Annotated in this window: 26 protein-coding genes and 1 tRNA gene; 18 read left to right on the forward strand and 9 right to left on the reverse strand. The window is 37.0% G+C overall.

Annotated features, from left to right (window positions below; all coding sequences use genetic code 11):
* The first annotated feature begins 60 nt into the window (after nt 1-60).
* The 4 genes from A3Q33_RS07015 (at nt 61) to A3Q33_RS07030 (ending at nt 4,235) form a co-directional block, all read left to right on the forward strand.
* Complete coding sequence (locus A3Q33_RS07015; protein ID WP_081179335.1) at nt 61-414, forward strand: DUF3802 family protein; 354 nt, start codon at nt 61-63, stop codon at nt 412-414.
* Nucleotides 415-474: 60 nt separating this feature from the next.
* Complete coding sequence (locus A3Q33_RS07020; RefSeq protein ID WP_081179336.1) at nt 475-1,128, forward strand: single-stranded DNA-binding protein; 654 nt, start codon at nt 475-477, stop codon at nt 1,126-1,128.
* Between the two features lie 45 nt (nt 1,129-1,173).
* Entirely contained in the window at nt 1,174-3,267 is a 2,094-nt protein-coding gene (locus A3Q33_RS07025) for a hypothetical protein (RefSeq protein WP_081179337.1), read from the forward strand.
* A gap of 302 nt (nt 3,268-3,569) precedes the next feature.
* Nucleotides 3,570-4,235, forward strand: coding sequence for a TVP38/TMEM64 family protein (locus A3Q33_RS07030; protein ID WP_081179338.1), 666 nt, complete (start codon nt 3,570-3,572; stop codon nt 4,233-4,235).
* Nucleotides 4,236-4,464: 229 nt separating this feature from the next.
* Here the strand turns inward: A3Q33_RS07030 and A3Q33_RS07035 are convergent, their stop codons facing one another.
* Genes A3Q33_RS07035 through ccoG form a run of 3 tightly spaced genes read right to left on the reverse strand, consistent with a single transcriptional unit; the run spans nt 4,465 to nt 7,566 of the window.
* On the reverse strand, nt 4,465-5,097 hold the full coding sequence (locus tag A3Q33_RS07035; RefSeq protein ID WP_081179339.1) for a thiol:disulfide interchange protein DsbA/DsbL: 633 nt from the start codon (nt 5,095-5,097) through the stop codon (nt 4,465-4,467).
* A gap of 58 nt (nt 5,098-5,155) precedes the next feature.
* Nucleotides 5,156-6,133 carry a serine/threonine protein kinase gene (locus A3Q33_RS07040; protein ID WP_081179340.1) on the reverse strand — a complete coding sequence of 326 codons (978 nt, stop codon included), beginning with the start codon at nt 6,131-6,133 and terminating at the stop codon, nt 5,156-5,158.
* Nucleotides 6,133-7,566 (reverse strand): cytochrome c oxidase accessory protein CcoG, encoded by a 1,434-nt coding sequence (gene ccoG, locus A3Q33_RS07045; protein ID WP_081179341.1) that lies wholly within the window; start codon nt 7,564-7,566, stop codon nt 6,133-6,135. Before ccoG ends, A3Q33_RS07040 begins: the two co-directional genes overlap by 1 nt.
* Before the next feature lie 222 nt (nt 7,567-7,788).
* Between ccoG and A3Q33_RS07050 the strand changes: the two genes are divergently transcribed.
* A complete protein-coding gene (locus tag A3Q33_RS07050; protein ID WP_081179342.1) occupies nt 7,789-8,145 on the forward strand; it encodes a hypothetical protein in 357 nt (118 codons plus the stop codon).
* A 201-nt stretch (nt 8,146-8,346) separates the two neighbouring features.
* Here the strand turns inward: A3Q33_RS07050 and A3Q33_RS07055 are convergent, their stop codons facing one another.
* Nucleotides 8,347-9,711, reverse strand: a complete 1,365-nt coding sequence (locus tag A3Q33_RS07055; RefSeq protein WP_081179343.1) for a formimidoylglutamate deiminase — start codon at nt 9,709-9,711, stop codon at nt 8,347-8,349.
* A gap of 12 nt (nt 9,712-9,723) precedes the next feature.
* Nucleotides 9,724-10,530, reverse strand: a complete 807-nt coding sequence (hutG, locus tag A3Q33_RS07060) for an N-formylglutamate deformylase (RefSeq protein WP_081179344.1) — start codon at nt 10,528-10,530, stop codon at nt 9,724-9,726.
* A 344-nt stretch (nt 10,531-10,874) separates the two neighbouring features.
* On the opposite strand from hutG, the gene A3Q33_RS07065 reads away from it, so the two are divergent.
* The 7 genes from A3Q33_RS07065 to A3Q33_RS07095 all read left to right on the forward strand — a co-directional run bounded on the left by A3Q33_RS07065 (nt 10,875) and on the right by A3Q33_RS07095 (nt 17,209).
* Entirely contained in the window at nt 10,875-11,603 is a 729-nt protein-coding gene (locus A3Q33_RS07065) for a glutathione peroxidase (protein WP_081179345.1), read from the forward strand.
* 136 nt (nt 11,604-11,739) lie between these two features.
* Complete coding sequence (locus A3Q33_RS07070) at nt 11,740-11,982, forward strand: VF530 family protein (protein ID WP_081179346.1); 243 nt, start codon at nt 11,740-11,742, stop codon at nt 11,980-11,982.
* Nucleotides 11,983-12,069: 87 nt separating this feature from the next.
* Nucleotides 12,070-12,930: a formyltetrahydrofolate deformylase gene (purU, locus tag A3Q33_RS07075; protein ID WP_081179347.1), complete on the forward strand. Its 861-nt coding sequence runs from the start codon at nt 12,070-12,072 to the stop codon at nt 12,928-12,930.
* A 104-nt stretch (nt 12,931-13,034) separates the two neighbouring features.
* Nucleotides 13,035-14,828, forward strand: coding sequence for a M61 family metallopeptidase (locus tag A3Q33_RS07080; protein WP_081179348.1), 1,794 nt, complete (start codon nt 13,035-13,037; stop codon nt 14,826-14,828).
* A gap of 154 nt (nt 14,829-14,982) precedes the next feature.
* Complete coding sequence (locus A3Q33_RS07085; RefSeq protein WP_081179349.1) at nt 14,983-15,516, forward strand: VOC family protein; 534 nt, start codon at nt 14,983-14,985, stop codon at nt 15,514-15,516.
* 610 nt (nt 15,517-16,126) lie between these two features.
* Nucleotides 16,127-16,699 carry a Der GTPase-activating protein YihI gene (gene yihI, locus A3Q33_RS07090; RefSeq protein ID WP_081179350.1) on the forward strand — a complete coding sequence of 191 codons (573 nt, stop codon included), beginning with the start codon at nt 16,127-16,129 and terminating at the stop codon, nt 16,697-16,699.
* A gap of 9 nt (nt 16,700-16,708) precedes the next feature.
* Nucleotides 16,709-17,209, forward strand: a complete 501-nt coding sequence (locus A3Q33_RS07095; RefSeq protein WP_081179351.1) for a DUF2489 domain-containing protein — start codon at nt 16,709-16,711, stop codon at nt 17,207-17,209.
* Between the two features lie 9 nt (nt 17,210-17,218).
* Here the strand turns inward: A3Q33_RS07095 and A3Q33_RS07100 are convergent, their stop codons facing one another.
* Nucleotides 17,219-17,767 carry a DUF1285 domain-containing protein gene (locus A3Q33_RS07100; RefSeq protein WP_081179352.1) on the reverse strand — a complete coding sequence of 183 codons (549 nt, stop codon included), beginning with the start codon at nt 17,765-17,767 and terminating at the stop codon, nt 17,219-17,221.
* 214 nt (nt 17,768-17,981) lie between these two features.
* Between A3Q33_RS07100 and A3Q33_RS07105 the strand changes: the two genes are divergently transcribed.
* Nucleotides 17,982-18,057: transfer RNA gene (locus A3Q33_RS07105), tRNA-His, on the forward strand.
* A gap of 1,060 nt (nt 18,058-19,117) precedes the next feature.
* Nucleotides 19,118-20,182, forward strand: a complete 1,065-nt coding sequence (locus A3Q33_RS07115) for a hypothetical protein (RefSeq protein WP_081179354.1) — start codon at nt 19,118-19,120, stop codon at nt 20,180-20,182.
* A 698-nt stretch (nt 20,183-20,880) separates the two neighbouring features.
* Here the strand turns inward: A3Q33_RS07115 and A3Q33_RS20725 are convergent.
* A complete protein-coding gene (locus tag A3Q33_RS20725; protein WP_196798064.1) occupies nt 20,881-21,033 on the reverse strand; it encodes a YMGG-like glycine zipper-containing protein in 153 nt (50 codons plus the stop codon).
* A 251-nt stretch (nt 21,034-21,284) separates the two neighbouring features.
* Between A3Q33_RS20725 and A3Q33_RS07120 the strand changes: the two genes are divergently transcribed.
* The 4 genes from A3Q33_RS07120 (at nt 21,285) to A3Q33_RS07135 (ending at nt 23,510) form a co-directional block, all read left to right on the forward strand.
* Complete coding sequence (locus tag A3Q33_RS07120; RefSeq protein WP_081179355.1) at nt 21,285-21,557, forward strand: type II toxin-antitoxin system Phd/YefM family antitoxin; 273 nt, start codon at nt 21,285-21,287, stop codon at nt 21,555-21,557.
* Nucleotides 21,554-21,841 carry a type II toxin-antitoxin system RelE/ParE family toxin gene (locus A3Q33_RS07125; protein WP_081179356.1) on the forward strand — a complete coding sequence of 96 codons (288 nt, stop codon included), beginning with the start codon at nt 21,554-21,556 and terminating at the stop codon, nt 21,839-21,841. Before A3Q33_RS07120 ends, A3Q33_RS07125 begins: the two co-directional genes overlap by 4 nt.
* 385 nt (nt 21,842-22,226) lie before the next feature.
* The gene (locus A3Q33_RS07130) at nt 22,227-22,418 is read left to right on the forward strand and encodes an NF038104 family lipoprotein (RefSeq protein ID WP_081179357.1); all 192 of its coding nucleotides are present in this window, start codon (nt 22,227-22,229) and stop codon (nt 22,416-22,418) included.
* Between the two features lie 531 nt (nt 22,419-22,949).
* A complete protein-coding gene (locus tag A3Q33_RS07135; RefSeq protein WP_081179358.1) occupies nt 22,950-23,510 on the forward strand; it encodes a lysozyme in 561 nt (186 codons plus the stop codon).
* A 124-nt stretch (nt 23,511-23,634) separates the two neighbouring features.
* On the opposite strand, the gene A3Q33_RS07140 is transcribed toward A3Q33_RS07135, so the two are convergent.
* Both A3Q33_RS07140 and A3Q33_RS07145 read right to left on the reverse strand, forming a co-directional pair.
* Nucleotides 23,635-24,579: a response regulator gene (locus A3Q33_RS07140; protein WP_081179359.1), complete on the reverse strand. Its 945-nt coding sequence runs from the start codon at nt 24,577-24,579 to the stop codon at nt 23,635-23,637.
* Nucleotides 24,580-24,767: 188 nt separating this feature from the next.
* Nucleotides 24,768-25,259: an NYN domain-containing protein gene (locus A3Q33_RS07145; RefSeq protein ID WP_081179360.1), complete on the reverse strand. Its 492-nt coding sequence runs from the start codon at nt 25,257-25,259 to the stop codon at nt 24,768-24,770.
* Between the last annotated feature and the right edge of the window lie 214 nt (nt 25,260-25,473).

The following is a 25,473-nucleotide window of genomic DNA, read 5'->3' on the forward strand; positions in this document are numbered from 1 at the left end:
TTGATCAGCACCTTAATATGCGAGTAAAGTAAGACAACGATAAATAGTACAGATACAAAGATGGTCACCGATACTGATGGTTATATTCATGTTGTTGAATATTTAACTGCTCATTTAAACTTATTTGAAAATAGTATCAATATTGAGAATGCAAACAGCTCGGTATTAGAAGTTATTGAACAAGAAATGAGTGAAAAAATTATTGCTTTATGCAATCAAAACCAAAACTTAACCTTTAAGCAACGAAATACTATTATTAGAGAAGTTGATGCGATAGTTTATGACTTACAAGAAATATTATCGGGTGTAGTCAATAATTCGGTAAATAATGAGCAGCTAGCGTTTATTAAAGAGTTTGCTATTTTAATTAAAAATTTATTTGATACAGAAATTAACAATCAATTTATACGCTAGTCATACTATTGGTCGTTTAAAACGCTCGACCATTTTTTTCCTATAACAACAAGTAGAACTATGTCATCTGAATTACCGCAAAACCATTTATGCACCGTTACCCTTTTAGGCAACTTGGTTAATAAGCCTGATATTCGCTACCAAGCTAACCCTGTTGTTGCTTTTGCTGAATTTACGTTGGCAACGCATAGCCGTTGGTTTGATAAAACCAGTAACAAATTTAAAGAATGGACCAGTTATCATACCGTAAAAGTTATTGGTGACATTGTTGAACGTGCCCTGATTCACGCTGACAAAGGCGATATCATACTGCTACAAGGCTATTTAATTAATAGTAAAAAGAATAATCGCGAAATTATCCACGCGAGTTACGCACAAACTTTTCCAAAGGGCTATGCTCAATCTATTAATCAAATTCATTGTAGTGGTAATATAGTTTCTGATATTAAGGTTATTACCACTGAAAACAATAAAGAATTAACCGAAGTTATTATAGAGTCTCAGCAGCATATATTTTCCGCCATTACACATAAATACCATATGGTCACAATTCAGCGCCCAGTCCATATTTGGGGTAAACAAGCACTTTATCTTGCTGAACACGGAACAAGAAATGATCAAATAATAGTTGACGGAAAATTAAGCTATCTTAATAATAAGGATAAAAACCAATTTATAGATGCGCAACAAGCTGTTTTAATAGCAAAGAATTAAGCTTAAACTCCCTCTAACTAATTTTTTAAAGGAATATGCTGTTTTATGGACAAAAGTATCTGGTTCAATCGCTGTAAGTTATATTTTATTTTTACATTAATGGCTATGCTTAGCCAAATTTCTCATGTTGCAGCACAAATTGCTAACGAACTAGAATTATCGGCAATAGCCAGTCTTGATAAAGCAGTTTTAGCAAATGATCAGTGGCAAAGCGTGTTACCTGTTTCAGGCGACGAAGATCAATACTTTGTAGCTACAAAAGCGGGTAAAATTTACCATTTAAACCATAACGAAATAGCACAAACTGCTTTTTTCGATCTAAAGTTAGCGTTAAAAAACCCTAATATTATTGCCTTAACCGCTGTAACTTTAGATCCAAACTTTCATTATCGTGATCGAGATGGATATCAAACTTTTTATACAGCCCATACTGAAACAAGTAAAAAAACCAAGTCGAAGTTAACCCCCAAAAATACTGAAATTATCGCCCCATACGATGCGGTTATAATACGCTGGCAAATAACAGGGCTACAAAATGAAACACCTCAACTTAGTCAACAATATGAAGTTATGCGTATTGCTATTATGCAACCTCAAGAACATATCCAGCTGCTAAGCTTTAATCCTTATGTTGAATCTTGGCACGATGATTTTGGTTTACTTTTTATAGCCCTTGCCCTCAATGAAACATTAAAGAGTGAGGCACTGTACGCTGGGAGCATTCTGCGTATAAAACCCGAAAAATACGGTTTACTAAACTACACTATTCCAGTTGATAACCCTTTTACAAAAACAGATGATATTCGAAATGAAATTGTATTTATAGCCGGACACAAATCAGAGCATTTTGATTGGATAAAGAAAAGCACCTACAGCTTCCTTATACAACTTAACCAACAAGACGTAAATATGCTAGTAGAAGCAAAAATAGGTGATGATTGGCGTAAAGCTATCCCACAAGCACAGATAAAAAAGAGCTTACCTGTAGCGACTACAAAGCATAAAACTATACTCTATCACGGTAGAGAGCTGAAAACCTTATGGGGTAAAGCGTTACAGTTACAAGAAACAGAAAACGCTTGGCAATTACAAGCAATAACATTAAATTCAAGTCTTGATAGTGAAGATGAAATTCAAGACATCCCCTATAAACTGATAAAAGAAAATCCTAGTGAGCAATCAAAATTCAGTTTGCATCAAAACCACAATGGCGAATTGCTACTGCTCGAACATAACCAGCAACGCTTATACACCATCAATATACCTATTATTGCTGAGACTAAAAACGCAACTAATGAAGTATCAATAAGCAGCTCAAATACTAAGAGTATTTTTGCTTTCTTGTTTGTCATGATACTTATTTTAGCCAGCTACTTCTTGTTTTTGAAAAATAAAGGCGTTGTGAAAAAGAGCTTCTTGCAACGTCAATGGGCTAATTTTGAATTAGATGTTGCAGAAAAATCGTTATCTTTGTATAAACGCCACGCTAAAAATGCAGACAAAACCATCGATATATCGTCACTTACCCGAAGTGAACTGTTACTAAATGATGAGGTTATTTCAACGGTTAGTGACGACTCATTACAAGCCTTCCCTGAAGATGCAGAAGATATAATTCTGACATTATTTGCGAAAGAGCGCCGATTAAAAATGAGTAATGAAAAGCAAAGAAGCATTCAGATACGCTTAACCGATGATCAAAAAAATCATTACTTATTTTGCCTTTATTTTCGCGTTGGAAATATTCGCCATACCAGACTTACATACCAAGAAGTGACTAATAAAGCTATTGATTGGCAGCAGTTTTTCGCACAATATATCAATCAAAATATAACCGTTAAACGAAAAAATAAAGTTAATTTACCTCACGAAATACCATCACCTAGTGAAACAAAAGAAACCTCAACTGTGCCTAAAACTCAACCAGAAACGCACGAAGATAATTCGACACTCGTAACGTCGCATAGCAACAATACTGACTTACCAACGAATAATACTCAAGATGGCTATTCTGACCCTGATAGTAAGCTTGTTGAAGCTTTAGACAAACTGATTATAATGAAAAAACAAGGTTACTTGAGTGAAAGCGAATACAATGTTGCTAAAACAAATATTTTACAAGAATTAACGAACGATTAGTGCTTTTATTTTACTCGACATTAATTTGACTCTCATTGTCCTATTAAAAAATAACAATGATTTATACTTAACCATAAATCATTGTTAAGTAAGGTCACTTAGCACTCGTTAATGCCAATGCATTAGAGTGCTAACACCTAACTAAGATTTTATTTACGTTAGCCTGTGATAAAATATATTCCATTCATACAAAACCAATGTCATACCGAAGTGATTAATTATCTACTCAAATTAAATTTTCTCGTAAAACAGTAGTCACCTTCGATGTAAAAAGAGCCTAAATAAGCATAAAGAGCCCGCAAGTGTTTAAAACAAAATCAGCAGTAAAAGTAACCGTTATCGCGACCCTAATATCAATATTGTTGGCGATTACCTTGGCTACACTATTGCTAGGTAACTATGGCGCTATTATTCAAAACTATTTGAACACTATCATTCCCAATACCCTATTTGGCGCTTTATTATTTGTATTAATACTGACTCCAGCAATGGCTGTTGGATTGCCAAGACAAATTGCCGCATTAAGTGCTGGTTTTTTATTTGGTGCAAGCTTAGGTATGGTGCTAGCAACAATATCTGCAGTTTTGGGATGCCTAGTAACCTTGATCTTAGCTCGAAAATTTTTTGCGAATATCATTGAGCGAAATTACCCACAACAACTCGCAAAAGTAAGCCATTTCTTTAGTCATAATACATTCTTAAAGGCGCTGATTATTCGACTTTTACCTGCGGGTTCAAATTTTCTGACTAATGTACTAGCAGGCACAGCACGCTCACCAGTAAAACCCTATATATTAGGGTCGGCACTGGGCTTTATTCCACAAATGACAATATTTTCATTAATGGGCGCAGGATTACAGGTCAATGGTCAACAGCAACTGATTATCAGTGTTATTTTGCTTGTTATCGCATTGTTATTGGGTGGCTACCTGTATCGAAAAACTCACAATAAGTTAACCTTGAATTGAAGTGCTACTGAATTGCATTAAGTGCGCCTGATAATCTTTAGATAAGGTCGCATTGGGCTTATATTTAGGACTTTAGCTTCTCATAGTGAGTAGCAGTATATTTACCATTTGACGGCATAAATACCGACCTACAATCGTCACTTCACGACATCTGTTTATTGGTTTTGCTTTGTTAAATTTTTGCCAATAAAAAAGAGGCCGCAGCCTCTTTCTTAAATCACTTACTCGCTTATTTTAAGGTTAATAAGTGATTTACAAGATTAATGTAATCTTGTTCAAAATTATTTCTATCTAAACCTTGAGCATCTACGCGGTACTTGCCGTTAACAATAACTGCTGGTACACCCGTTAAAGCGCCTTTGCCAGAAAAGTAGTCTTGGTGTTTCTTCATCGCATTAGCTTTACTTACGACACCAAAGCTTTTCATTAACTTATCGAATTGCTCACCATCTGCACCATTAAGTACAAATACGTTACGAATATCTTTTTCAGAAGTAAATACCGCTTTTTGAACGTGAATGTAATTAAACATTGCACCAACCATTTTTTTCTCTAAGCCCATTTGATGAGCAACAACAACGGCTTTACTCAGCATTTGTTGTACTTTAGGCGAAGCAGCACGTAAGAAGTCGACATGGTTCATTTCGAACTTAGCATTTTCTGGTATTGATGTTTTTAGCTTCTGCATAAAAGGTTCAAACTGAAAACAATGAGGGCAATAAAACGAGAAAAACTCACGTACTTCTTGTTTCGCAGTGACTTCCTCACTGACTTTAGTGTAATGCTCGCCTTCAGTATAATTTGCTGAGAATGCGAATACTGGTAATAACATTAAAGCGAATAAGCTCACTAATTTTTTCATAAAATTAAAATTCCTAATCAATAATAAATCAAAATAATTTTGCTGAACTTACTTATACTTAATAAGGTAATAAGCTCAACGGAGGCTGTTGCAATGCTGACATTTGCTCTTTAAGCATCAAAATTTGTTGTTCCCAATATTTTTCAGTATTAAACCACGGAAAGTTATGAGGAAAAGCAGGATCTTGCCAACGTTTACATAGCCATGCCATATAATTAACTACTCGCATAGTACGCAATGATTCAATTAAAGGCAATTGATTGGTCTCAAAGCGATGAAATTCATCGTAGCCCGTTAATATGGTATCTAACTGCAATAACTGCTGCTGACGATCACCACTGAGCATCATCCAAATATCTTGAACTGCAGGGCCCATGCGACAATCATCAAGATCAACAAAGTGTGGTCCTTTATCCGTCCATAAAATGTTACCAGCATGACAATCGCCGTGTAAACGAATCTGCGACTTAGGTTGGTACTGCTGGCTTGCGATGGTGATCACTTGTTCTAAAATAGTGAAAAAAGGCAGCGTCAAACTCGCGGGAACAAAGTTAGACTTTTCAATAATAAGTTGTGCTTGCTGCAGCATTTCTTCACTAGTAAATGTTGGTCGTTCTTTAAAGTCTTTTTTAGCCGCAACCGCATGAATACGACCTAAAAATCGGCCCATCCACTCTAATTGGTCTAAATTATCGACTTCGAAAATACGACCACCGCGGCAAGGAAATATAGCAAAGTGATAACCTTCATGATTAAACAAAGACTCACCATCTATTTTCATCGGAGCCACTAACGGCAGTTCGCTTTTGTCTAATTCAAACGAGAACTTATGCTCTTCTCTAATTTGAGCTTCTGTCCAGCGTTGCGGTCGATAAAACTTGGTCACATATTTAGTTTTATCCATATCATGAAACTGATAAACGCGATTTTCATAGCTATTTAACGCCAGCAAGCCGCTATCAACCGTTAAGCCAGTGCTTTCTAGGCCATCTAGAATTAGGTCTGGCGATAGCGAAGTAAAATCAAAGACTGACATTAGCGTTTATTAAAGAAGCGGCTTTCATGTTCAAGCTTAACCTCATCCGTGTCTGATACTAATTCAATAACAAAACTTATATCTGTCATATAACCTTCTAGTTCGTATGGGTCAACTGAAATACTGATCGGTAAAGTATACACTTTAGCCGCTTTTACAAGCACTTCTTGTTCGCCATGCCATTTAGTATTATTAATACCTTTGATTGACAAGCGATAGCGGTTGTCTTTTTGTGATTTATTAAGAATTTTCAAGGTATATACATTCTCAATATCACCATTAAAGTTTTCTTTTGCTAATTCATTTCTATCACGAATAATGTCCAATGATACTGGCGATCTGTTGGCCATTTCAAAAACCAATGAACTGGTCATCACAATCAATACCAGAGCATAACCAATGAGTTTACCCCGAACAAGATGTACTTTTTTACCTTCTAATTCATGCTCAGTGGTATAACGAATTAACCCTTTGTCGTATCGCATTCGCTCCATAACATCATCACAGGCATCCACACAGGCACCACAATTAATACATTCATATTGTAAGCCGTTTCGAATATCGATACCCGTAGGGCATACCTGCACACAGAGATTACAATCGATACAATCTCCTAAACCTACATCTTTTGGCACATCTTTTCGGGTCCGTGGTCCACGATTTTCACCACGTTTTGCATCGTAAGAAACGGTTAACGTGTCTTTATCAAACATGGCTGACTGAAAACGAGCATATGGACACATGTGCAAACACATAATTTCTCGCATCCAGCCCGCATTACCATAAGTACAAAAAGCAAAAAACCATACCGTTGCAGCTAAAGCAAATGAGGCATTAAAAGTGAAAAAATCAACAAACACTTCACGCATCGGGGCAAAATAACCCGCAAAAGTAAGCGCCGTTAAAATAGAAAAGAAGCCCCAACAGAAGTGTTTTAGTGCTTTACGCCAAAATTTATTGATATTCATCGCTTGGCTATCGAGCTTTTTCCGCTGATTCGCTGTACCTTCTATTTTTTCTTCAAACCAAATAAATATGAAAGTCCAAACGGTTTGTGGACAAAGGTAGCCACACCAAACTCGCCCTAAGAAAGTGGTAATAAAGAACAGTAAAAAGGCACTAAGAATAAAAAGCCATGCCAGCAAGGTAAGATCTTGTGGCCAAAGCGTGACACTCCACAAGGTAAAGCGTTGTTCACTAATATCAAACAAAATAGCTTGATGCCCGTCGTACTGCAACCAAGGTAAAACAGCAAATAAGGCTAAAAAGAAAAAATTCATTTTTTGGCGTAGCTTTTGAAATACACCTTTTACTTTACGGACATAAATTTGATCGCGAGGTGCATAGGCATCGCTTTTAGCGGGTTGATGAATTTGAACATTTTTAATCGGAATATGCTGACTAACTTTAATGTCTTTATCTTTTGTTTTCAAAGCGGATCCTTTATGTCGGTAATACCAGATAATTATAACGGATTAGCCGCTGTTACCCATCAATAAAATAGCAAAATATTGCTTTGTTAGTATAAAATTGATTACTCTAGAGCTATTCACATGACATTTCGTCTACAAAAACAATAATACTATGTGTGGTTGCTTCAATAACAACAATTAATTGTTAGTTATTTGTGCGCCCCGAAGATTATAAGGCAAGGTATGAAAAAATTATTGATCTTGATCGTGGCTGGTGCGATATATTTTCATTTTTATCCCAATGAAAAACTTAACAACTGGGTATTTGAACAAAAAGAATTTGTGCTGAGTCACTTTTCAGATGCTACGGATACCAAGGTGCGCCTAAAGTCAGATAAAATATATCAAGACTTAGCGAAAGATTTTGGCCAATTTAACAGCCAAGAAAAAGCATACGTCGCTGAAATCACTAGCAGTCGTGAAAAAGTAAAAAGCTTTAACGAGCAATACTGTAAAAGTAAAAAACAAACACCAAAATTACATCGAGATAATTTAACTAAGGTGTGCCTCTCAATTAGCAAATATAGTAATTTATTGTAGTAATAGATTATCGTAATTGATGATATTAATAGATGGTAGTAAATTTAATTGCTACCAGATGAGCCTTAGCAGAGAATCAAGACGATTAGGTTCCTAATACCAATTGAAATAAATAATCGATCATTTTAAGGCGGTTTAAAATTGGTCAATAGCTTATTACATTTGGTATAACTAATCGTCTATACGCGATAATCGTATACGTTAAGCTGAAATCTTAGCTAATAATTGTGCAAAATTATCTGCGCTTTCCTGCTCTAAAGCATGCGCTGTTCCACTAATCACCCAACGTCCATTAACCATTACGTCTAATACCGGATTACGCTGGCTAGCAAATATCACGCTGTCGAGTAGATGAAGGTCGTCGTGGGCAAATAAGCGTAAATGGCTGTCATCTAAAACCAATAAATCAGCCTGCTTGCCAATAGCGAGTGCACCGGTATTACTATTGGTACTTTGTGCCCCGCCGGCAGCAGCTTTTTGCCACAAATTAAGCCCGACAGACTTTTGTTTGCTAGTGGCTAGCATTGCACGTTGCTGCTTACTTAAACGTTGCGCATATTCAAGCCAGCGTAACTCTTCGATGGGGTTGACCGAAATGTGGCTATCAGAACCAATAGCAAAAGTGCCATTTTCCATCAAGAATTCATTGGTCGGGAATATACCATCCCCTAAATTAGCTTCTGTCGTAGGGCAAATACCGGCGATTGCTTGACTAGCAATAATCCCCTTGCGCTCTGCTTCATCAATATGCGTGGCGTGAATTAAACACCAATATTGGTCTAAATCGGCATTGTCGAGTAACCATTGCACAGGTCTTTGGCCATAATGAGCTAAACAGTCATCGACTTCTTTTTGCTGCTCCGCAATATGAATATGGATCGGGGCTTGTGCATCAAGTGCTCGAACATGCTCAACAGCCGCTAACAATGAGCTTTTATCAACTGCACGCAAAGAATGCGGTGCAATACCCACATTACAATTAGGCTGTAATTGCGCCAGTTCAAAACAATCACTGACTAAGTCATTAAATTGTTCAACTGAATTAATGAAACGTTTCTGACCTTCAGTCGCGGCTTGTGGGCCAAAACCACTAAAGCGATACAAGACCGGCAATAATGTTAAACCAATGCCTGATTGCTTGGCAGCTGCAAAAATAGCTTCTGCCATAGTGGCCAGTTTTTCATGGTTTTGGCCGTCAATATCATGATGCAAATAATGAAACTCAGCAACACGGGTATAGCCCATTTTCAACATTTCAATATAGAGCTGTTGTGCAATGACTTGCGCATCTTCTGAGGTTAGTTGCCCCAAAAATTTATACATAATATTACGCCAAGTCCAAAAGCTGTCTTGGCCTTCACTGCCTTGCTCACTGAACCCAGCAAAAGCACGTTGAAAAGCATGAGAGTGACAATTCACCATGCCCGGAATTACCACGCCATTTGCTCGCTCTGCGCCGTCAAGATAACCCGCGGTAATATCGGTAATAACGCCGTGTTCAATGGTCAAGGTTTGCTCGCTCGCCCAGCCATCAGCTAATAATATTTTTTTAGCAAAAAGTTTCATCAATACCTACCATTAATTCGTAGCGTTTTTATTTGAAGTTGCAGCAAAAGTTATCAGTGCTTTCACTAACGCTTCAAGTTTAGGTTGAACTTGCATAGCAAGAGTTTCGTTATATGTCATGGCTTGCTCATTCATATAAGTGAACTGCGAAAGTTCTAGCTGAATAGCATGAAAGTCATTATCAGGTTGGCCGAATGCGCGCGTAATATAGCCACCTTTAAATCGGCCATTACACACCATAGTATAAGGAGCGTAATCTAAACCGACCAAGATTGAAATTAATTCAGCCGCACAACTTTTACCGTCAGCATTGCCAAAATTAAAATCAGGTAATTGACCTTGAAAAAATCTCGGCACATGTGATTGAATTGAATGTGCCTCAAGCAACACGGCTTGACCGAATTCGGCTTTAATTGCCTGCATGGTCGACTTTAGAGCCTGATGATAAGGCTGCCAATAGTTTTTAACACGTTCGGTTATTTGTTCAGCAGTAGGCGCACATCCCTCTTTATATAAAGGCGATAAATCAAATGCGGTAGTAGGACAAAGCTCAGTATTATTAGCACCAGGATATAAATCAACACCATCAGGATCACGGTTTAAGTCAATGACATAACGGTTATATTTAGGAATTAATATATAAGCGCCAAGCGCTTTTGCAAAAGAATACAAGCGATCCATATACCAATCAGTATCGGCAACTTCACGGCCTTTCGCTGTCATAACCTGTGCAATATCTTCCGGTATTTCTTCACCATTGTGTGGCATGCTTATAAGCAAAGGCACAGAGCCTTTAATTAAGGTGTAGCTGTCTAACATTCATCCCCCTTAGATTGTATATACAACTTCATTAAAGTTAATTTACCACCTCAGTAATAAAACAGGAAATTATTTCTCGCTTTAGCTAGTCATTCGTTTTGTTAATATTTTCAAAATCAGGACATATCCTCAGCTAAATCAAAGGTGGCCGAAGTGTTGATACTGGCAGTAAAACTTCTTAAGATAAGATAAACATTTTATAAAAAGTGTTATCTAAAATGATGCCAATCGATTTTATCAATCATAAAGTACAATATTAATCACTTTATTTAAATTAGAACTTATTCGATAATAGCCACATATCGAGCAACACCACTATTTTAGAAACTATAAACGGAGCCATTATGTTAGAAAATAAAGAGCAACAAAAAGTCCCTAATGTTACTTTCACATTAAGAGCAAACGACGAGTGGACAACGCGCAGTAGTGATGAAATTTTTAACGATAAAACTGTCGTAGTTTTTTCATTACCTGGTGCTTTTACACCTACTTGTTCATCGTCACATTTACCACGCTACAACGAATTAGCACCAACGCTATTCAAAAACGGCGTTGATGAAATTATTTGTATGTCAGTTAATGACACGTTCGTAATGAACGCTTGGGCAGAGCATCAAGACGCCGACAATATTAGTTTTATTCCTGACGGTAACGGTCAATTTACTGATGCTATGGGCATGTTAGTAGACAAAGCTGATATTGGTTTTGGCAAACGTAGCTGGCGTTATGCGATGCTAGTTAAAAATGGCATCATTGAAAAAATGTTTATCGAACCTGACTTACCAGGCGACCCGTTTGAAGTTTCTGACGCCGACACTATGTTAAAGCATATTAATCCGTCAGCATGTCAAACATCAGCTATTACCGTTTTTAGCAAGCCAACTTGCCCATATTGCAAAAAAGCAAAAGCATTGTTAACTGAAAAAGGCTTAACATTTGAAGAATTAGAAGTCGGTAAAGATGTTAACTTAACCATGTTTAAAGCGATCACTAACTCAGACACTGTACCGCAAGTATTTATCGACGGAAAAAATATTGGTGGCAGCGAAGCTTTAGAAGCTCACTTTAGTTAATACGCAGTGAACAAAATAAGCTAAATTTAGCTTAACCACTAAAAAACGACGCAATAGCGTCGTTTTTTGTTTTAGCTTTTTAACTATTTAACTTCGCCATGGTAGAATAACGTTTAAAATTGCTAAGGCCGAACATATGGATAATCAACCCTACAACCCATTGCACGGGTTAACGTTAAAAGTTATCGTGACACAATTAGTCGAACACTTTGGTTTCCCTTACCTTGGCAAGGAAATAAAAATTCGTTGTTTTACCGATGATCCTAGTATTAACTCAAGCTTAAAATTTCTTAGAAAAACTCCATGGGCTAGAGAAAAAGTTGAGGCGCTTTATATTCAAAACAAAAGTAAACTCAGCGATGAAAACGAACCTGCATGAATTGGCATTAATATATAGCACAAAAGTATTTATCAAAATGGCATTAAAGTGCCAAACTGCTGACATACAACCAAAGAATTTTTTCATATGACAAAAACCCATCATTACATTTTAACTTGGCAGTGCCCCGATACTTCCGGCGTGCTAGCAAAAGTCAGCCAAAGTTTATTCAAACACGGCGCTTTTATTACTGAAACTAGCCAATACAGTGATCCCTATACTGATACATTTTTTTCTCGTATTGCTTTTGATGACCGAGAGCTTACCGTCAGTTTTGATGAGTTTAGCCAAGCCATTGAGCTGCTAGCAAAACCTTTAAATATGCACTATCACCTGCGAGAAAGAGATAACTTCCCGAATGTAGTAATTGCTGTTTCTAAAGATGATCACTGCTTAGTTTCATTGCTAACAAAATGGAAAGCGGGTGCTTTACCCGTGAATATCGTTGCGATCACTTCAAATCATCAAGACTGCCAGGCGCTTGCACAATGGCATAATGTGCCATTTCATCATCTACCGGTGAATAAAGAAAATAAAGCACAGCAAGAACAAGCCTTACTCGATATTTATCAGCAATATAATGGTGATTTACTGGTACTTGCTCGCTATATGCAAATATTATCGGATGAACTGTGTAACAGCTTACGTGGCCAAGCCATTAATATTCACCACTCTTTTTTACCCAGCTTTAAAGGCGCAAAACCTTATCATCAAGCTCATAAACGTGGTGTTAAAATTATTGGCGCAACAGCACATTACGTGACAGCAGACCTTGATGAAGGCCCAATCATCGTTCAAGAAGTTAAACCTATCAACCATGCTTTTACCATTGAGCAAATGGTACATTTAGGTCACGATTTAGAAGCAACAGCTTTGTGCCATGCTGTAAAAATGCATGTCGAGCAACGCATCTGTATCAATAAAGATAAAACCGTTATTTTAAATTAAATTTAATCTGAACGTTCGCTGCTAAGGCTTACTTTCAAGCTGTTTTATTCAGTTAACTCTGCTACATTGGAGCACAAATATCTAGTCAACATTTGTGCGCCAATATGATCCAATATCAAATATCTCCTTGCAACCCAAATAGTCACTTATTTGAGGTTTTATTATCTTTTGAAAGTACCCCTGGACAAAGCTATACCTTAACTTTACCTGCTTGGTTACCTGGCAGTTATATGATCCGCGACTTTGCCAAGAACATTACCGAAATTTGCGCCAATGACAACAATCAGCAAGCTATTAGCTTAAGTAAAATAGACAAACAGACTTGGACATTACAAGCAAGCGATGAACAAGTTCAGGTACGCTATCAAGTATTTGCTTTTGACTTATCAGTACGCACCGCTTATTTAGATAGCCTGCGCGGTTTTTTCAATGGCAGCTCAACATTTCTGCAAGTACAAGAGTTAAGTGAGTTGGCATGTGAACTAACGATACAACCATCAAAGTTAACTGAACATAACCAATGGCGAGTAGCGACGGGACTGCCAAGAGCGCAAGGCACAGAAAAATATCAGTTCGGTCAATACATTGCCGATAATTATCAACACCTAATCGACTGCCCAGTAGCGATAGGTGAGTTTGACAGCACAGAATTTACTGTCGAAGGCGTGGTACATCACTTAGTTTTCACCAGCAAGCATTACGGAGATACTGAACGATTAGCAGCTGATATTAGTAAGCTATGCCAACACCACATAAGTATATTTGGTGAAGCGCCTTTTAAAGAGTACTGGTTTATTACCCATTTACTTGCCAATGGTTTTGGCGGTTTAGAGCACAAAAACTCGACCATTTTACAGGCCAGTCGTTTTGACTTACCCAACCCGCAACAATCATCGACGGAGCGTTCTGAAGATTATAAAACCTTCTTAAGCTTATGCTCACATGAATATTTCCATGCTTGGAATGTTTGTCGAATAAAACCGAAAGAATTTGTGCCCTACAATTTAAAGCAAGAAAGCTATACTAAGCAATTGTGGGCATTCGAAGGGATAACGTCTTACTATGATGACTTTTCACTTTATCGCACGGGTTTGATTGATTTCGAACAATATTTAGCCATATTAGCGAAAGCAGCCACACGAGTAAACCGAGGTGTAGGTGAGTTGAAACAAAGCGTAACCGCTTCAAGCTTTGACGCTTGGACCAAGTTTTATCAACAAGGTCCTGATGCCGTTAACAACATTGTAAGTTACTACGTTAAAGGCTCTTTAATTGCACTTTGGCTAGACTTAACTATTCGCAGTAAATCGAATGGCCAGTATAGTTTAGACACATTAATGCGAGAGTTATGGATCCATTTCGGACGCACGAATATCGGTACCAGTGAAGAAGACTTTATCAACATTGCTAACCTGCTTTGTGGCGAAGATATTTCATCAACATTTAAGCACTATTTATACAGCAACGAACGCATAGATTTAAGCTCTGAGCTGGCAAGTTATGGCGTAGAACTGCAAAAACAAAAATTCAAAAAATTAAATAGTGTAGAAACGACTTCTGCAGTGCATTACCACGCCTACTTGGGTGCGCAATATAAAGCACAAAACTTTGGTTTAACAATCACCCAAGTACTAGAAAACTCACCTGCCGCAAAAGCAGGCTTAGCGGTGAACGATATTCTTATTGCCGTAGACAAAGTCAAAGTTACAGAGCAATCACTGCAAGCACTATTTGATCACCTCCCCGCTGACAGTGAGCTAGCTTGCCATTTCTTTCGTGATGATCAGTTACTAAGCTCGACAATAACAGTGACTGACTCACCACTAGCTGGCATAGCGTTTACAGTCATCGATGAAAAATTAGTGAAACGTTGGAAGGATATTATATCGACCGAATAATCTATACTTGTAAACTCATGCGTACCGTATTACTGACAACATTTAGCGAATATACTCGTCATTATTATAGTGCGCATTATCGAGTTATGGTAAAAATTAACTTATTATTAACTTATCCGAGATTCGCTTAACTTCTAACTTAAGTAAGTACATTATGATTAATTTGAAACGTATCCACCATGTGGCTTATCGATGTAAAGATGCAAAAGAAACCGTTGATTGGTATCAAAAACATTTAAACATGGAACTCACCGTTGCTATTGCAGAAAATGAGGTGCCATCAACAAAAGCGCCAGATCCATACATGCATATATTTTTAGACGCTGGCATGGGCAATGTTTTAGCATTTTTTGAGATCCCCAATTCTCCTGAAATGGGCCGCGATGAAAACACACCACAATGGGTGCAACACATTGCCTTAGAAGTTGAAGATGTTGACGCTTTAGTTGCAGCAAAAAACGATTTGCAAGCGCTTGGCTTAGACATTTTAGGCCCGGTTAATCATGGTGTATTTAAATCTATTTATTTCTTTGATCCAAATGGTCACCGCTTAGAATTGGCGGCAAATACCGGCACAACAGCGCAATATGACGAACTTAAACGGGTAGCATCGTTAATGGTTGAGGAATGGTCAAAAACCAAAATAGCGCCAACTCATGCCGCTTGGTTACATGAATTAGACGATTAAGAGTTTGAAATAGCACTCGTTTTTCAGAATTTTGTAAGACATTGACCATTTGAACTTAGCGTAAAAAAATAAAATTACATTTATTAACATAATTATTACACTTAAAAACAAAGACTTGCTGAAAATTTGATTTTAGTACAACAAATAAACGAAAAAAACAGCTTGATGCTTTATCAAACTAACGTAAAGTATGGGGCAGCTACATAGGTAGCACTACACAAAACGGATAATATTTGCACGGAAAGCAATAAGCGTTAATTGACGCAGCACATAATTTAAAACATGGATTGTTTACTAAAGCTTAGGATGAGTATTGCAGTATTTTGCCCAAGAGGGTATCAGGGAAAGCCTAAAAAAGCGTCAGGACGACCGAAAAAAATAAAATTACGCACGGAAATAATAATAACAATAAAATTGGAAATTAAAAAATTCACAGGGATCGTAACAAAAGGCTAGGACAGCCACTTAAGAATCGGGACTATACATGTTGGCATATGCCACATATTTCTCCAAAAGCGACGTTAATAACGTCGCTTTTTTTCTTTCTATCGCTGTTTAGCGTGGAATGTCGTAAAATAGCCCTAATTGTTCATTATTTTAAGTTATTACTATGTCTCGTACGAAAAAATCACGCAAGCCGGGCACCGGCTCTATTGGCATCCTTAAAGATGACAAAAAAAAATTAGTAGAACCGAAGCCTCGCAGAGCAAAAAAAGCGAATGGTAACGAAGCGGGAAATCGCCAAAAAGAAGCCACACCAAAAGTCATCAATAATCAAAACTCCCCTAAAAACAAAGATCCTCGCATTGGTAATAAAACTCCAATTGATTTAGGTAAAAAAGTTGCTGCGCCGATTAAAGCTAAACCCGTTAAAAAGGTTCAAGATAACTCACCTATAGCAGCCATTCGCGTGGTCGAAACCGGTGAGACATTGGAAGCACAATTAAGTCGCATAGAACAAGACCCTAGATTGCTTGAAATACTTGAAAAGCAAGATGCTGACATCGCGCTAACACCAGAAGACGTTAACTATTTTAATACGCTAATGGAACAGCATGAAAAAATCAGTGAAGAATTAGGTCTAGATGATGATGAAGAAATTGTAGCGCCAGCTAAAAGATCGGACTCTGAAGATGATCTATGGGACAAGTTTGATAACAGTGATTTATCAAAATTTGAATAGGTATCGATAATGCTATCAAACCCTTGGATTTATCTAGCTTTATTAGCCCTTGTTATTATTGGCGTATTAGCCGCAATAGCCACCAAGCTGTTACGCCAATTGAAACAACAAACACTTGAGCAAGAGCAACAAAAAGCCGATCAACAACTTGCATTGCAACAGCATGATAAAAAAATAATTTCGAGTGTTGTTATTATTGTTCGTGCATTGAAAGAAGAGCAATGCGATATTGCTGAAGGTTGTTGGCGCTTAAGCGTTCTGCTTGACTCACTGAAGTTAAGCCAAGACCTAAATGTGCAATTTCCAGCGATATTCAAGTTTTATGAAGCCATAAAGCATATGCCAATTTTAGCTGCACGGAAGAAGCTAGATAAAAAATCTCGTATGAAACTAGATTTCGAGCGAATGAAACTAGAAGCAGAAATGGTAGACGATATTCGCAAAGATATCGAACTGCTACACCAATATGCTAATGAGCGTAATAGCATGCTAAGTGAAGCTTCTGCTTAATACTTTTAGTTAACCTTCTAGCTGACCTAAACTAAATCGACAATCGGCGCTGAAAAATACCATTTCAGTGCCATTGCCATTGTTATCTTCACGGGCTAAATCTACCCATTGATAATAAACATTGCGATGTACCTTTGCCTGTAAATTTCGTCTAACGGTGACAAATAAACCGCCATCATCAGTAATTTCTAATGGATGTTCAGTATTTAAGATAAAGCTGTCATCTAAATTGGTCGTCACTTGCATCTGAGTCTTTTGCTCATCTAACCATTGCCATTGTGTTAAAACAAAAGGTGCGTCTTCGACGACAATACCGACCTTTTCAACCGGAGTTACTAAAAAGTATTTATCTTCTTCTTTTTTTAACACTGAGGCGAATAACTTTACCAAAGACAAACGTTTAAATACTGTGCCGTTGTAAAACCAACTACCATCCGACTTTATTTCTAAATCGATATCACCACAAAAAGGTGGATCCCATAATTCAACCGGTGGCATTTTCTTAGCATTGCCCTGTTGAGAATCAGAAATTTGCGCAGAAATTTTTTCTAATGACATAATAATCAACTTAAATAAGTAGCTTTACCTCATATTAGCAAGTTAACAGGAGAAGTTGAAATAGCTAAATCATTACCCACTGAATTATAAATTCAGCTTTGGTAGGTTTAATTTAAAAAAATGAAGTAAAACAAAATATTTTTCTTGTCAATTAGCGCATAAATGCAATATACTCCTCGCGCCTTATCACTGGGCGCTTCAAGTAATATCAGTGGTGGCTATAGCTCAGTTGGTAGAGCCCCGGATTGTGATTCCGGTTGTCGAGGGTTCAAGTCCCTTTAGCCACCCCATTCTTTCCTTTTAAATTAAAGCCTCTGGACAATACCTTACTATAATTAGCACTTTCTGATGAATGCTCCTGTGCATATTCTGTGAGTATTTGAAGCTAATTAGGTCTAATTGCTTACACGACTATCCAACTTCCAGCTCATATATTCAACATCGACCAGAACTGATTAACTTTGCCTGTTTAGGGAATTTACTGTCCATTTCCTGTGTTTTTTATTGAAAAGTGAAATATAGACTAAGATGAAAACGTCAGGAGAGTGCGCTTAGCTGACGTTATCTAGTGATTGTTCTTTAGGTCAACAGCTAGCCATTAGGTGAAATTAGCTTTTGAGTTACTAACAGCAGCTCAGAGCCTATAGCAGTAATTAATCGCCGCAATAAAGAGCTAAGTAACAGTTGTCCATCTCAGGACGTGTTGTTATGCTGCCGATACTGCACTAATGGCTTTTTATAACTCACCCGAAAATTGCTTGATATCATTAATTACAAGTAAACCTTCTGCACTGACATGAAGACATGAACATTTCCACCATTTATATCAAATTTAAAACATAGCACTTGTTCAAACATTTCAATTACATTAGGAATGTTGTGAAAAAAACTAGTTATATCAATATATTGGGATGTTGACAAAATAAAGATAAAAATATATAAAGATAACGCTATAAAGGACAAGGAAAGTTGGTTTTATTTATGAATGGATACAATTATGCACCGTATAGTTCCCTTTTTGTAAAATCTACCTTCCTCTATGGTGCTACACCGACTGACCCGCCTAAAACACCTCGTCAAATTTGTCTAGAAGATGTTGATATCAGGTATACGACTTGTAGAGGGGTAGCTAGTGCCTACTACTCGACATTTCTATCTACAACTTGCAGCGGACAAGGTAGCGTGTCAGTTAATGGTGGAGTACCTATTTTTAATGGAACTATATCTGTTGATCAATATAATCAATGTAAAGATATAGCTGAATCTCGAACAAATAATGCGATGGATGTTTGTAGCGTTCTAAAAGCAGTTCAGACAGCATCTTGCCCTTAATTTAGCTAAAGGTGATTAATGAAAAAATTTAGCAAAAAGTTGCTTTTAGGGGGAGCCGCACTCTCTTTGATTTGCTACACCTATTTCAGTGGAAATTGCTTATCATGTGCCGAAATAGAAGGCACGGTTGATAACAGCAAAACTCTTTCTGCTGAATCTGTTGTAGCAAAAACAAACTTAACTAAAGAGAGTGCCTCTACTATATTGATTGAAAGTAGAAGTGAAGAAGCTTTGATATCGCAATCAATAAATCAAAAAATTAGAAATTTGCCAAAAGAAAAGCAATATTCTGATGATTGGTGTATCGCTGACACAGAGCTAAATGAGAGAGATTTTGCTTATGCGAAAACACAAGTAAATGATTGGAATATTTTACAGGGTGAATCAAGGGCTAAGAGTCCTTATTCGTCTTATGTAGAGGAGTCAGGTTACCCCAATAATAGCCTGATTGTTTCTTATGAAGAGTTACCGCTTGCAGAGTTGAGAGAATTAGCTGTTAAAGGCGATAAGTGGGCTATGGTTGCATATGTGCAAAATCCCTTTGCAGATAATAAAACTAAGGACGAGATTGCTAAAGAGCTTTTAATACAGGGAGCTTCTTATTACGCTCTAGAACACTTAGTTCTTAGTTCGATATCTGCCGCGAAAACAAGTTACCGCAAAGGTGGAGCAGATAAAGAGACTCTTGAACATATTGTTGAGGCTGTAAAGTACGTATATTGGGGAGCAGAAAACTATAACCTAGGAGGTGTTGGCCCTTTTGTTTCTAATATTTCGCGAGAGCCACTAAAATCTAATTTACCAATGGAAATTTTGTTGCCAACTTTGGAGAATGAGATAAAAATTAGTTATCAAGCGCTTGCGTCTTGGGTTCAAAGAGAGCGTGAGGAGCGTGGCTTAGATGTACCAGATGTACCTAAGGCCGTAAAGAATGAATATGCTAAGAATATAGCTATTAGAAAACAAATATCTAGTAATGAAATAGAGTTTTTAAGTGGATTAAATATTACTAATGATAATTCTTTCGGTAACACATCTTGTGTAAATGAATACTTAGCTCACCTGAATAAACATGCAAATTGAACAAGTATATTTACAGATATATCTTTGAGGAGTAGACCGATACTTTACTCTTACAAACTTTAGGCTGTTTGTAAGAGTATTTTGTTATTTGCATTAGTGTGATTACTGGACTTCCCCGCTTTCACTAGACAGTGTGTAAATGCTTTAAATAATGGATTGAAAATACTTGTAATTTCAAATAAAAATCAAGGAAGTTGTATTATTCCATGGCGTAACATACAAATGTGGAGACGTCAGCACTAATATGATGCCGACAACCCAACACCTCTAATCGAGATAGGTATTGCAAATAACCCCATTACCCCCTAGGCGTGAATCTTTTAATGAATTGGTTCCTGATGCGGTAGGTATTTCCTAGTAAAATCCATACAAGAATTTAAGGAGTCCTGACTGTTTAGCTGCCCATCAAGATGAAAAAGGTTCACGTATTTTGACTGCCAAAAGTAGCTCAAAATGTAATTATTCTTAACGACCGCTGTGTCGGATCACTTGTCGCTAGATATACCAAGGCTATCGTCCGCTTTCGTATCTAAGGGAACATAAATCTGCCTAATTTTGAGGACTAATTTAGGACAGCAAAGTGGCAAAAATAGACCTCTCCAATATTTAAATAATTATAAAATACATGCCCAAACGCCCAACATGCCCGTTTGTAAGGATTGGCTAACTAATAAAGTTAGCCTGCATTTTATATTTAATTAATCATCAAATATAAAACCAACAATTCCGCCAATGGCTGCTCCAATTGCTATACCCTGTGGCCCAAATCTCGCACCGATAGAAGCACCTGTAGTTGCTCCTTTCATGGCGCCATTTGATATGACGACATCGTTTGAAATATTGTCACTCATTTAATTATTTTCCTTAGTTTTTTTTAGTTCATACTACAGCCGAATATTTAATACTTCTGCCAGTGAAAATTATTTTAGGTAAGTAAATCATTACACTTTAGATGTAATCGCGTAATGACCACTGAGTTTTAATGAACCACTTTCTGTAGCTAAGCCCTGCCCATAAAAGGACGTGTTGGCCATTTCATTTATAGATAAAAACAAACAGGTGCTGTAAACTGGTATCATTAAGTGACCATTAGGGCTAGATTATGCAATCAAAATTTTCAGAAGATGTCATTCCATTATCAGATCTTAAAATCAATCCGGGTAAGGTAGTTAATCATGCTAAAGATTCACATCGACCGATATTAATAACAAGTCGTGGCCGTGGTATCGCTGTCGTTCAAGGCTTAGATGATTATGAAAAAGCGATTGAAGAACTCGCTTTTACTAAAGCGATAGCTAAAGGCATGTTAGATATTAAAGAAGGTAATAAATCTAGTCTCAACGATGTTAAAGCAAGGCTTGGTTTAACATTGTGAATATTGAGTTTTCAGAATCTGCTATATATGATTTAGAGGACATCAGAATATATTACACGGAGCAACAAGTACCGCTTGTTGGCGAGAGTTTTATTTCTGCAATAATCGCTCATATTGAAACATTACCTGCTAACCCTAAAATAGGCAGACAGGTGCCTGAGTTTGCCATGTCATCAATCAGAGAGTTAATTCACTCTCCCTTTCGTATCGTTTATGTATTAAACGATACGAATATTCAAATAATCAGGGTGTGGCGAAGCGAAAGACTAATGCAATTACCATAAAGTAATCTGGTGCTATTCTGTGAGTTTACCAAACCAATTGATAACGTTTTATTCCAAGTTATAACATGAGTAACAAACTTAGGTTCTAACGTTATACAGCTTAATCTAAGTAAATCCTATACCGACATCAGGATTGTGATTCCGGTTGTCGAGGGTTCAAGTCCCTTTAGCCACCCCATTTCTTCTTTTCCCTTTAAAAATAAAAAACAGTTCATTACCGACAATCTTCTTTTTGGTTTGTGTTTTACAACTTTGCTTTGTTTAGTTTCTTTACTGAACTATAAGTATATTTTTCATCCTCATATGGCAGTAAAACAACGGTTGATTAGCCAATAAATTAGCGTATTCTAAATAGTTCTGTATTTATTCGTTTAGGAACATCATATTGAAAAAAGTTACGCTAAGCATTTTTATGCTCTCTGTGCTTGTTAGCTTATCTGGTTGTATTGCGGTTGCTGTTGTATCCACTGCAGTAGGTGTCACTACATCAGTTGTTGGTGGTGCTATCGACGTTGTAGACGCGGTAACTCCGGATATAATTGACGATGACGATGAACAAGAAGACGACGTTCAATAATGCAATATTCAATTACGCTGACAAGCCATTGTTAGTCGTAGTCAATAAACCCGTTCCTCTTTCACGGCTTTATAAACCGCTATGGCGGGCTTAATATTTTCAGCTACGATTAACGCCCAAGTTAAACACTTATCACATGTGCTATCTTCCTAAAATGGTCACTTATCATGCTTACCCATTCCTCGAATACTCATACCAAGCTAATTAATTAGCGGCTCATTTTTAATGGTTAGAATGTATAACGCCGTAGTTATCCATTTACCCTCATAAAAAAGTAGCACTCTTAATTAACTAGATTGGTATAAAACAAATTTGGCTAAATCGATAACAGCGGCTTTAATTAAGATATATGTCATTGCTCATTTGAACTTTGTTTATATCTGCTCGGTTTCAAAATTCAGACAATGGCGAGTGGCGAGTGTCGAATTCATATTATTCATGAGCAAATTAGAACTGAAATATTATCGCTCAACCCGCGCCATGCACATTAATGGTAATTTTGCTTTTGCAAACTAAGTTCAAGGAAAAATGATGAAATTTAAATATTTTGCTCTCTATGGCTTAATCGCTTTACTTGGCGCTTGTAGTCAAACACCTAAAGTGCCCGATCAGTCTAGCCCATCGAATCGAAGCCCTTCGATAAAAACAAGCGACCCAAGTATCTTTAAAACAAACCAAGCCTGCATTAATATTATTAAAGAATTTGAAGGCGTGCGCCTCAAAGCTTATAAAGGCCTTTCGGGTGCTTTTCTCATTGGTTATGGCCATATGCCTGGTGTCCATAAAGGGATGAAAATATCGCAAAAACAAGCTGAGAAGTTGCTTAAAGAAGATTTAAATCGCTTTGAAAGAGACGTTACCCGACATGTGAAAGTACCGATAACTGAAAATCAGTTTAGTGCCATGGTTTGTCTCTCGTACAATATTGGAAGCGGTAATTTTCATAAGTCGACAGTACTGAGAAAAATTAACAATAATTTACCAACAGAAGCAGCTGATGCCATTTTAATGTGGAATAAAGTGAATAAAAAAGTAAACCCTCATCAAGTTAAGCGTAGAGAAAGGGAAAGAGCTTTATTTATTATGCCTTAAACAGACATACATAATATATAAGGGGTAAGTTGCGCATCACCACAACTTACCCCTTATTTTGTAAAATCACACTATTATTAACCGTTCAATAGAGTCATTAAAATCGAAAACTTGAGTTTTAAGCTTACGCTATTTTTAGGTAATCTTTGATGATTTTCGCACCATTATCGGCCTGAATTGGTTTAAAAATAAAACCAGAAATACCCAGGCTTTCACAGCTCTTAATTAACGTTTGGTCGGTTACTGAAGACAACATGACCACGGGTACATTGCTGCCGTTATCACGAATTTTAGCTAAGGCTAAGTCACCATTCAATTCACCCATCACGACATCCATAAACAGAAAATCAGGATTTTGTTCTTGCACCATAGTTACTGCTACCGCGCCGTCGTCGGCTTCAATAACATTGTTATAGCCCAACTGTGATAAGTAACGTTTTAGAGCTTTGCGGATCATGCCGCTGTCATCCACTAAAAGTATTTTACTTTCTAGTGGTAATGCTGTGGTGTAAGGGTTACTAATACCCGTGCTAGCTTCTCGCTTAATGCCTATCGATTGATATTCAACATTACGGATCAACAAGTTAAAATAATAACGACCAACACCATCTATAGAAATAGGCACAGTAATAACTTCAGTTACACCCGCTAAGTATTTCTCCATGTCATTAACATTATGAACAAAATAAGGACTAGAAAATTTATAATCTAAACTATAACGGCCATGTAAATCGGTTGAGCGACCCACTATTGTATTACCCCATTCTGCTAGGGCATTACTTAACTCTTCATTTATTTCAGTAAATTGATATTTTTCTTCAAACATATGTTCACAAACAGAATTACCAATAGCAACGGCGGTTTCTGGGTAATGATGCATCATGATTACGCCATCTAAACCACCGGTAACTTCAGAGCATACGGCATAGCCTTTAAAGCGAAAGTCATCAACGTTATCTACAAAAGCTTCTCCAGCTTCGCCAACCAAGTTTGTCATTGCTTTTAAACTAGCAAGTGATTCATTGATAAATGGGTATAAAATAACTTTATATAGCGCTTCTACTGACATGATCATTCCTTTTTTATGATTAATGCTAAGTCAATTTTGCTCGAACGATACTAAGCTAAAACAGTTAATACAAATTTAGCTGAAGTCGTGAGTAAAATCATCTTGTATAACAAAATACTCTTCATATTCGAGACAAGTATTCTTTCAGTATGGACAAAAAATCGAAATTTACCTAGCTAAAATATACACTACAACAATAGATTACGATCGATAGGAAAGAATTCAGTCGCGGCATTAATTAATGACTGTGCGGTTAAAGCTGTAACGCCATAAACATGAGTTTTTACACCGTCTCGTTGCATAATTTTTCTGAGTAATAAGTCAAAGTCACCATCACCAGAAAGTAAGATAACAATATCGACTTCAGGTGCTGCTTCCATAACGTCAACCGCTATACCCACATCCCAATCGCCTTTTGCAGAGCCGTCTCGTCGCTGAATAAAAGGCTTGAGTTTTACATCGAAACCAATGTGTTTTAAGGCTTTTTGAAATTTGTGCTGTTGATCATCACTGCGTTGTATTGCATAAGCATTAGCCAAAACAATTTCACCCTGCTGGCTGATTTCCTGCCAAAAGGCGCGATAATTAAATTGCTGTTGAAAAGTATCCCGTGTGGTGTAATAAATATTTTGTACATCCACAAATATAGCAATTTTGGGTGATTTTGAGCTATTTTGCATAAAATTCCTTTTGACTAAATCAAGTAAGATTTGCCATCACTTCAATTATTTCGTTATATTTCATTATGGTACTTGGTTTACGTGTTTTTAACAGTTAATTATTAACATCGAAAAACTACCCATCGCCAACAAGAATGAAGTACGAGTATAATAGCTATTAAAGTATTAAGTTGAGAACCTAGCTAGAATAACTCTAAACGGATTAAGAGATGAG

This window comes from Colwellia sp. PAMC 21821 (assembly GCF_002077175.1).
Taxonomy (GTDB): Bacteria; Pseudomonadota; Gammaproteobacteria; order Enterobacterales; family Alteromonadaceae; genus Cognaticolwellia.

Bases quoted from the DNA above. Each gene is read 5' to 3' on its own strand.
- A3Q33_RS07015 (WP_081179335.1), top strand. From the start codon at position 61: ATGGTCACCGATACTGATGGTTATATTCATGTTGTTGAATATTTAACT.
- A3Q33_RS07020 (WP_081179336.1), top strand. From the start codon at position 475: ATGTCATCTGAATTACCGCAAAACCATTTATGCACCGTTACCCTTTTA.
- A3Q33_RS07025 (WP_081179337.1), top strand. From the start codon at position 1,174: ATGGACAAAAGTATCTGGTTCAATCGCTGTAAGTTATATTTTATTTTT.
- A3Q33_RS07035 (WP_081179339.1), bottom strand. From the start codon at position 5,097: ATGAAAAAATTAGTGAGCTTATTCGCTTTAATGTTATTACCAGTATTC.
- A3Q33_RS07040 (WP_081179340.1), bottom strand. From the start codon at position 6,133: ATGTCAGTCTTTGATTTTACTTCGCTATCGCCAGACCTAATTCTAGAT.
- A3Q33_RS07050 (WP_081179342.1), top strand. From the start codon at position 7,789: ATGAAAAAATTATTGATCTTGATCGTGGCTGGTGCGATATATTTTCAT.
- A3Q33_RS07055 (WP_081179343.1), bottom strand. From the start codon at position 9,711: ATGAAACTTTTTGCTAAAAAAATATTATTAGCTGATGGCTGGGCGAGC.
- hutG (WP_081179344.1), bottom strand. From the start codon at position 10,530: ATGTTAGACAGCTACACCTTAATTAAAGGCTCTGTGCCTTTGCTTATA.
- A3Q33_RS07065 (WP_081179345.1), top strand. From the start codon at position 10,875: ATGTTAGAAAATAAAGAGCAACAAAAAGTCCCTAATGTTACTTTCACA.
- A3Q33_RS07070 (WP_081179346.1), top strand. From the start codon at position 11,740: ATGGATAATCAACCCTACAACCCATTGCACGGGTTAACGTTAAAAGTT.
- purU (WP_081179347.1), top strand. From the start codon at position 12,070: ATGACAAAAACCCATCATTACATTTTAACTTGGCAGTGCCCCGATACT.
- A3Q33_RS07080 (WP_081179348.1), top strand. From the start codon at position 13,035: ATGATCCAATATCAAATATCTCCTTGCAACCCAAATAGTCACTTATTT.
- A3Q33_RS07085 (WP_081179349.1), top strand. From the start codon at position 14,983: ATGATTAATTTGAAACGTATCCACCATGTGGCTTATCGATGTAAAGAT.
- yihI (WP_081179350.1), top strand. From the start codon at position 16,127: ATGTCTCGTACGAAAAAATCACGCAAGCCGGGCACCGGCTCTATTGGC.
- A3Q33_RS07095 (WP_081179351.1), top strand. From the start codon at position 16,709: ATGCTATCAAACCCTTGGATTTATCTAGCTTTATTAGCCCTTGTTATT.
- A3Q33_RS07100 (WP_081179352.1), bottom strand. From the start codon at position 17,767: ATGTCATTAGAAAAAATTTCTGCGCAAATTTCTGATTCTCAACAGGGC.
- A3Q33_RS07115 (WP_081179354.1), top strand. From the start codon at position 19,118: ATGAAAAAATTTAGCAAAAAGTTGCTTTTAGGGGGAGCCGCACTCTCT.
- A3Q33_RS20725 (WP_196798064.1), bottom strand. From the start codon at position 21,033: ATGAGTGACAATATTTCAAACGATGTCGTCATATCAAATGGCGCCATG.
- A3Q33_RS07120 (WP_081179355.1), top strand. From the start codon at position 21,285: ATGCAATCAAAATTTTCAGAAGATGTCATTCCATTATCAGATCTTAAA.
- A3Q33_RS07135 (WP_081179358.1), top strand. From the start codon at position 22,950: ATGAAATTTAAATATTTTGCTCTCTATGGCTTAATCGCTTTACTTGGC.
- A3Q33_RS07140 (WP_081179359.1), bottom strand. From the start codon at position 24,579: ATGTCAGTAGAAGCGCTATATAAAGTTATTTTATACCCATTTATCAAT.
- A3Q33_RS07145 (WP_081179360.1), bottom strand. From the start codon at position 25,259: ATGCAAAATAGCTCAAAATCACCCAAAATTGCTATATTTGTGGATGTA.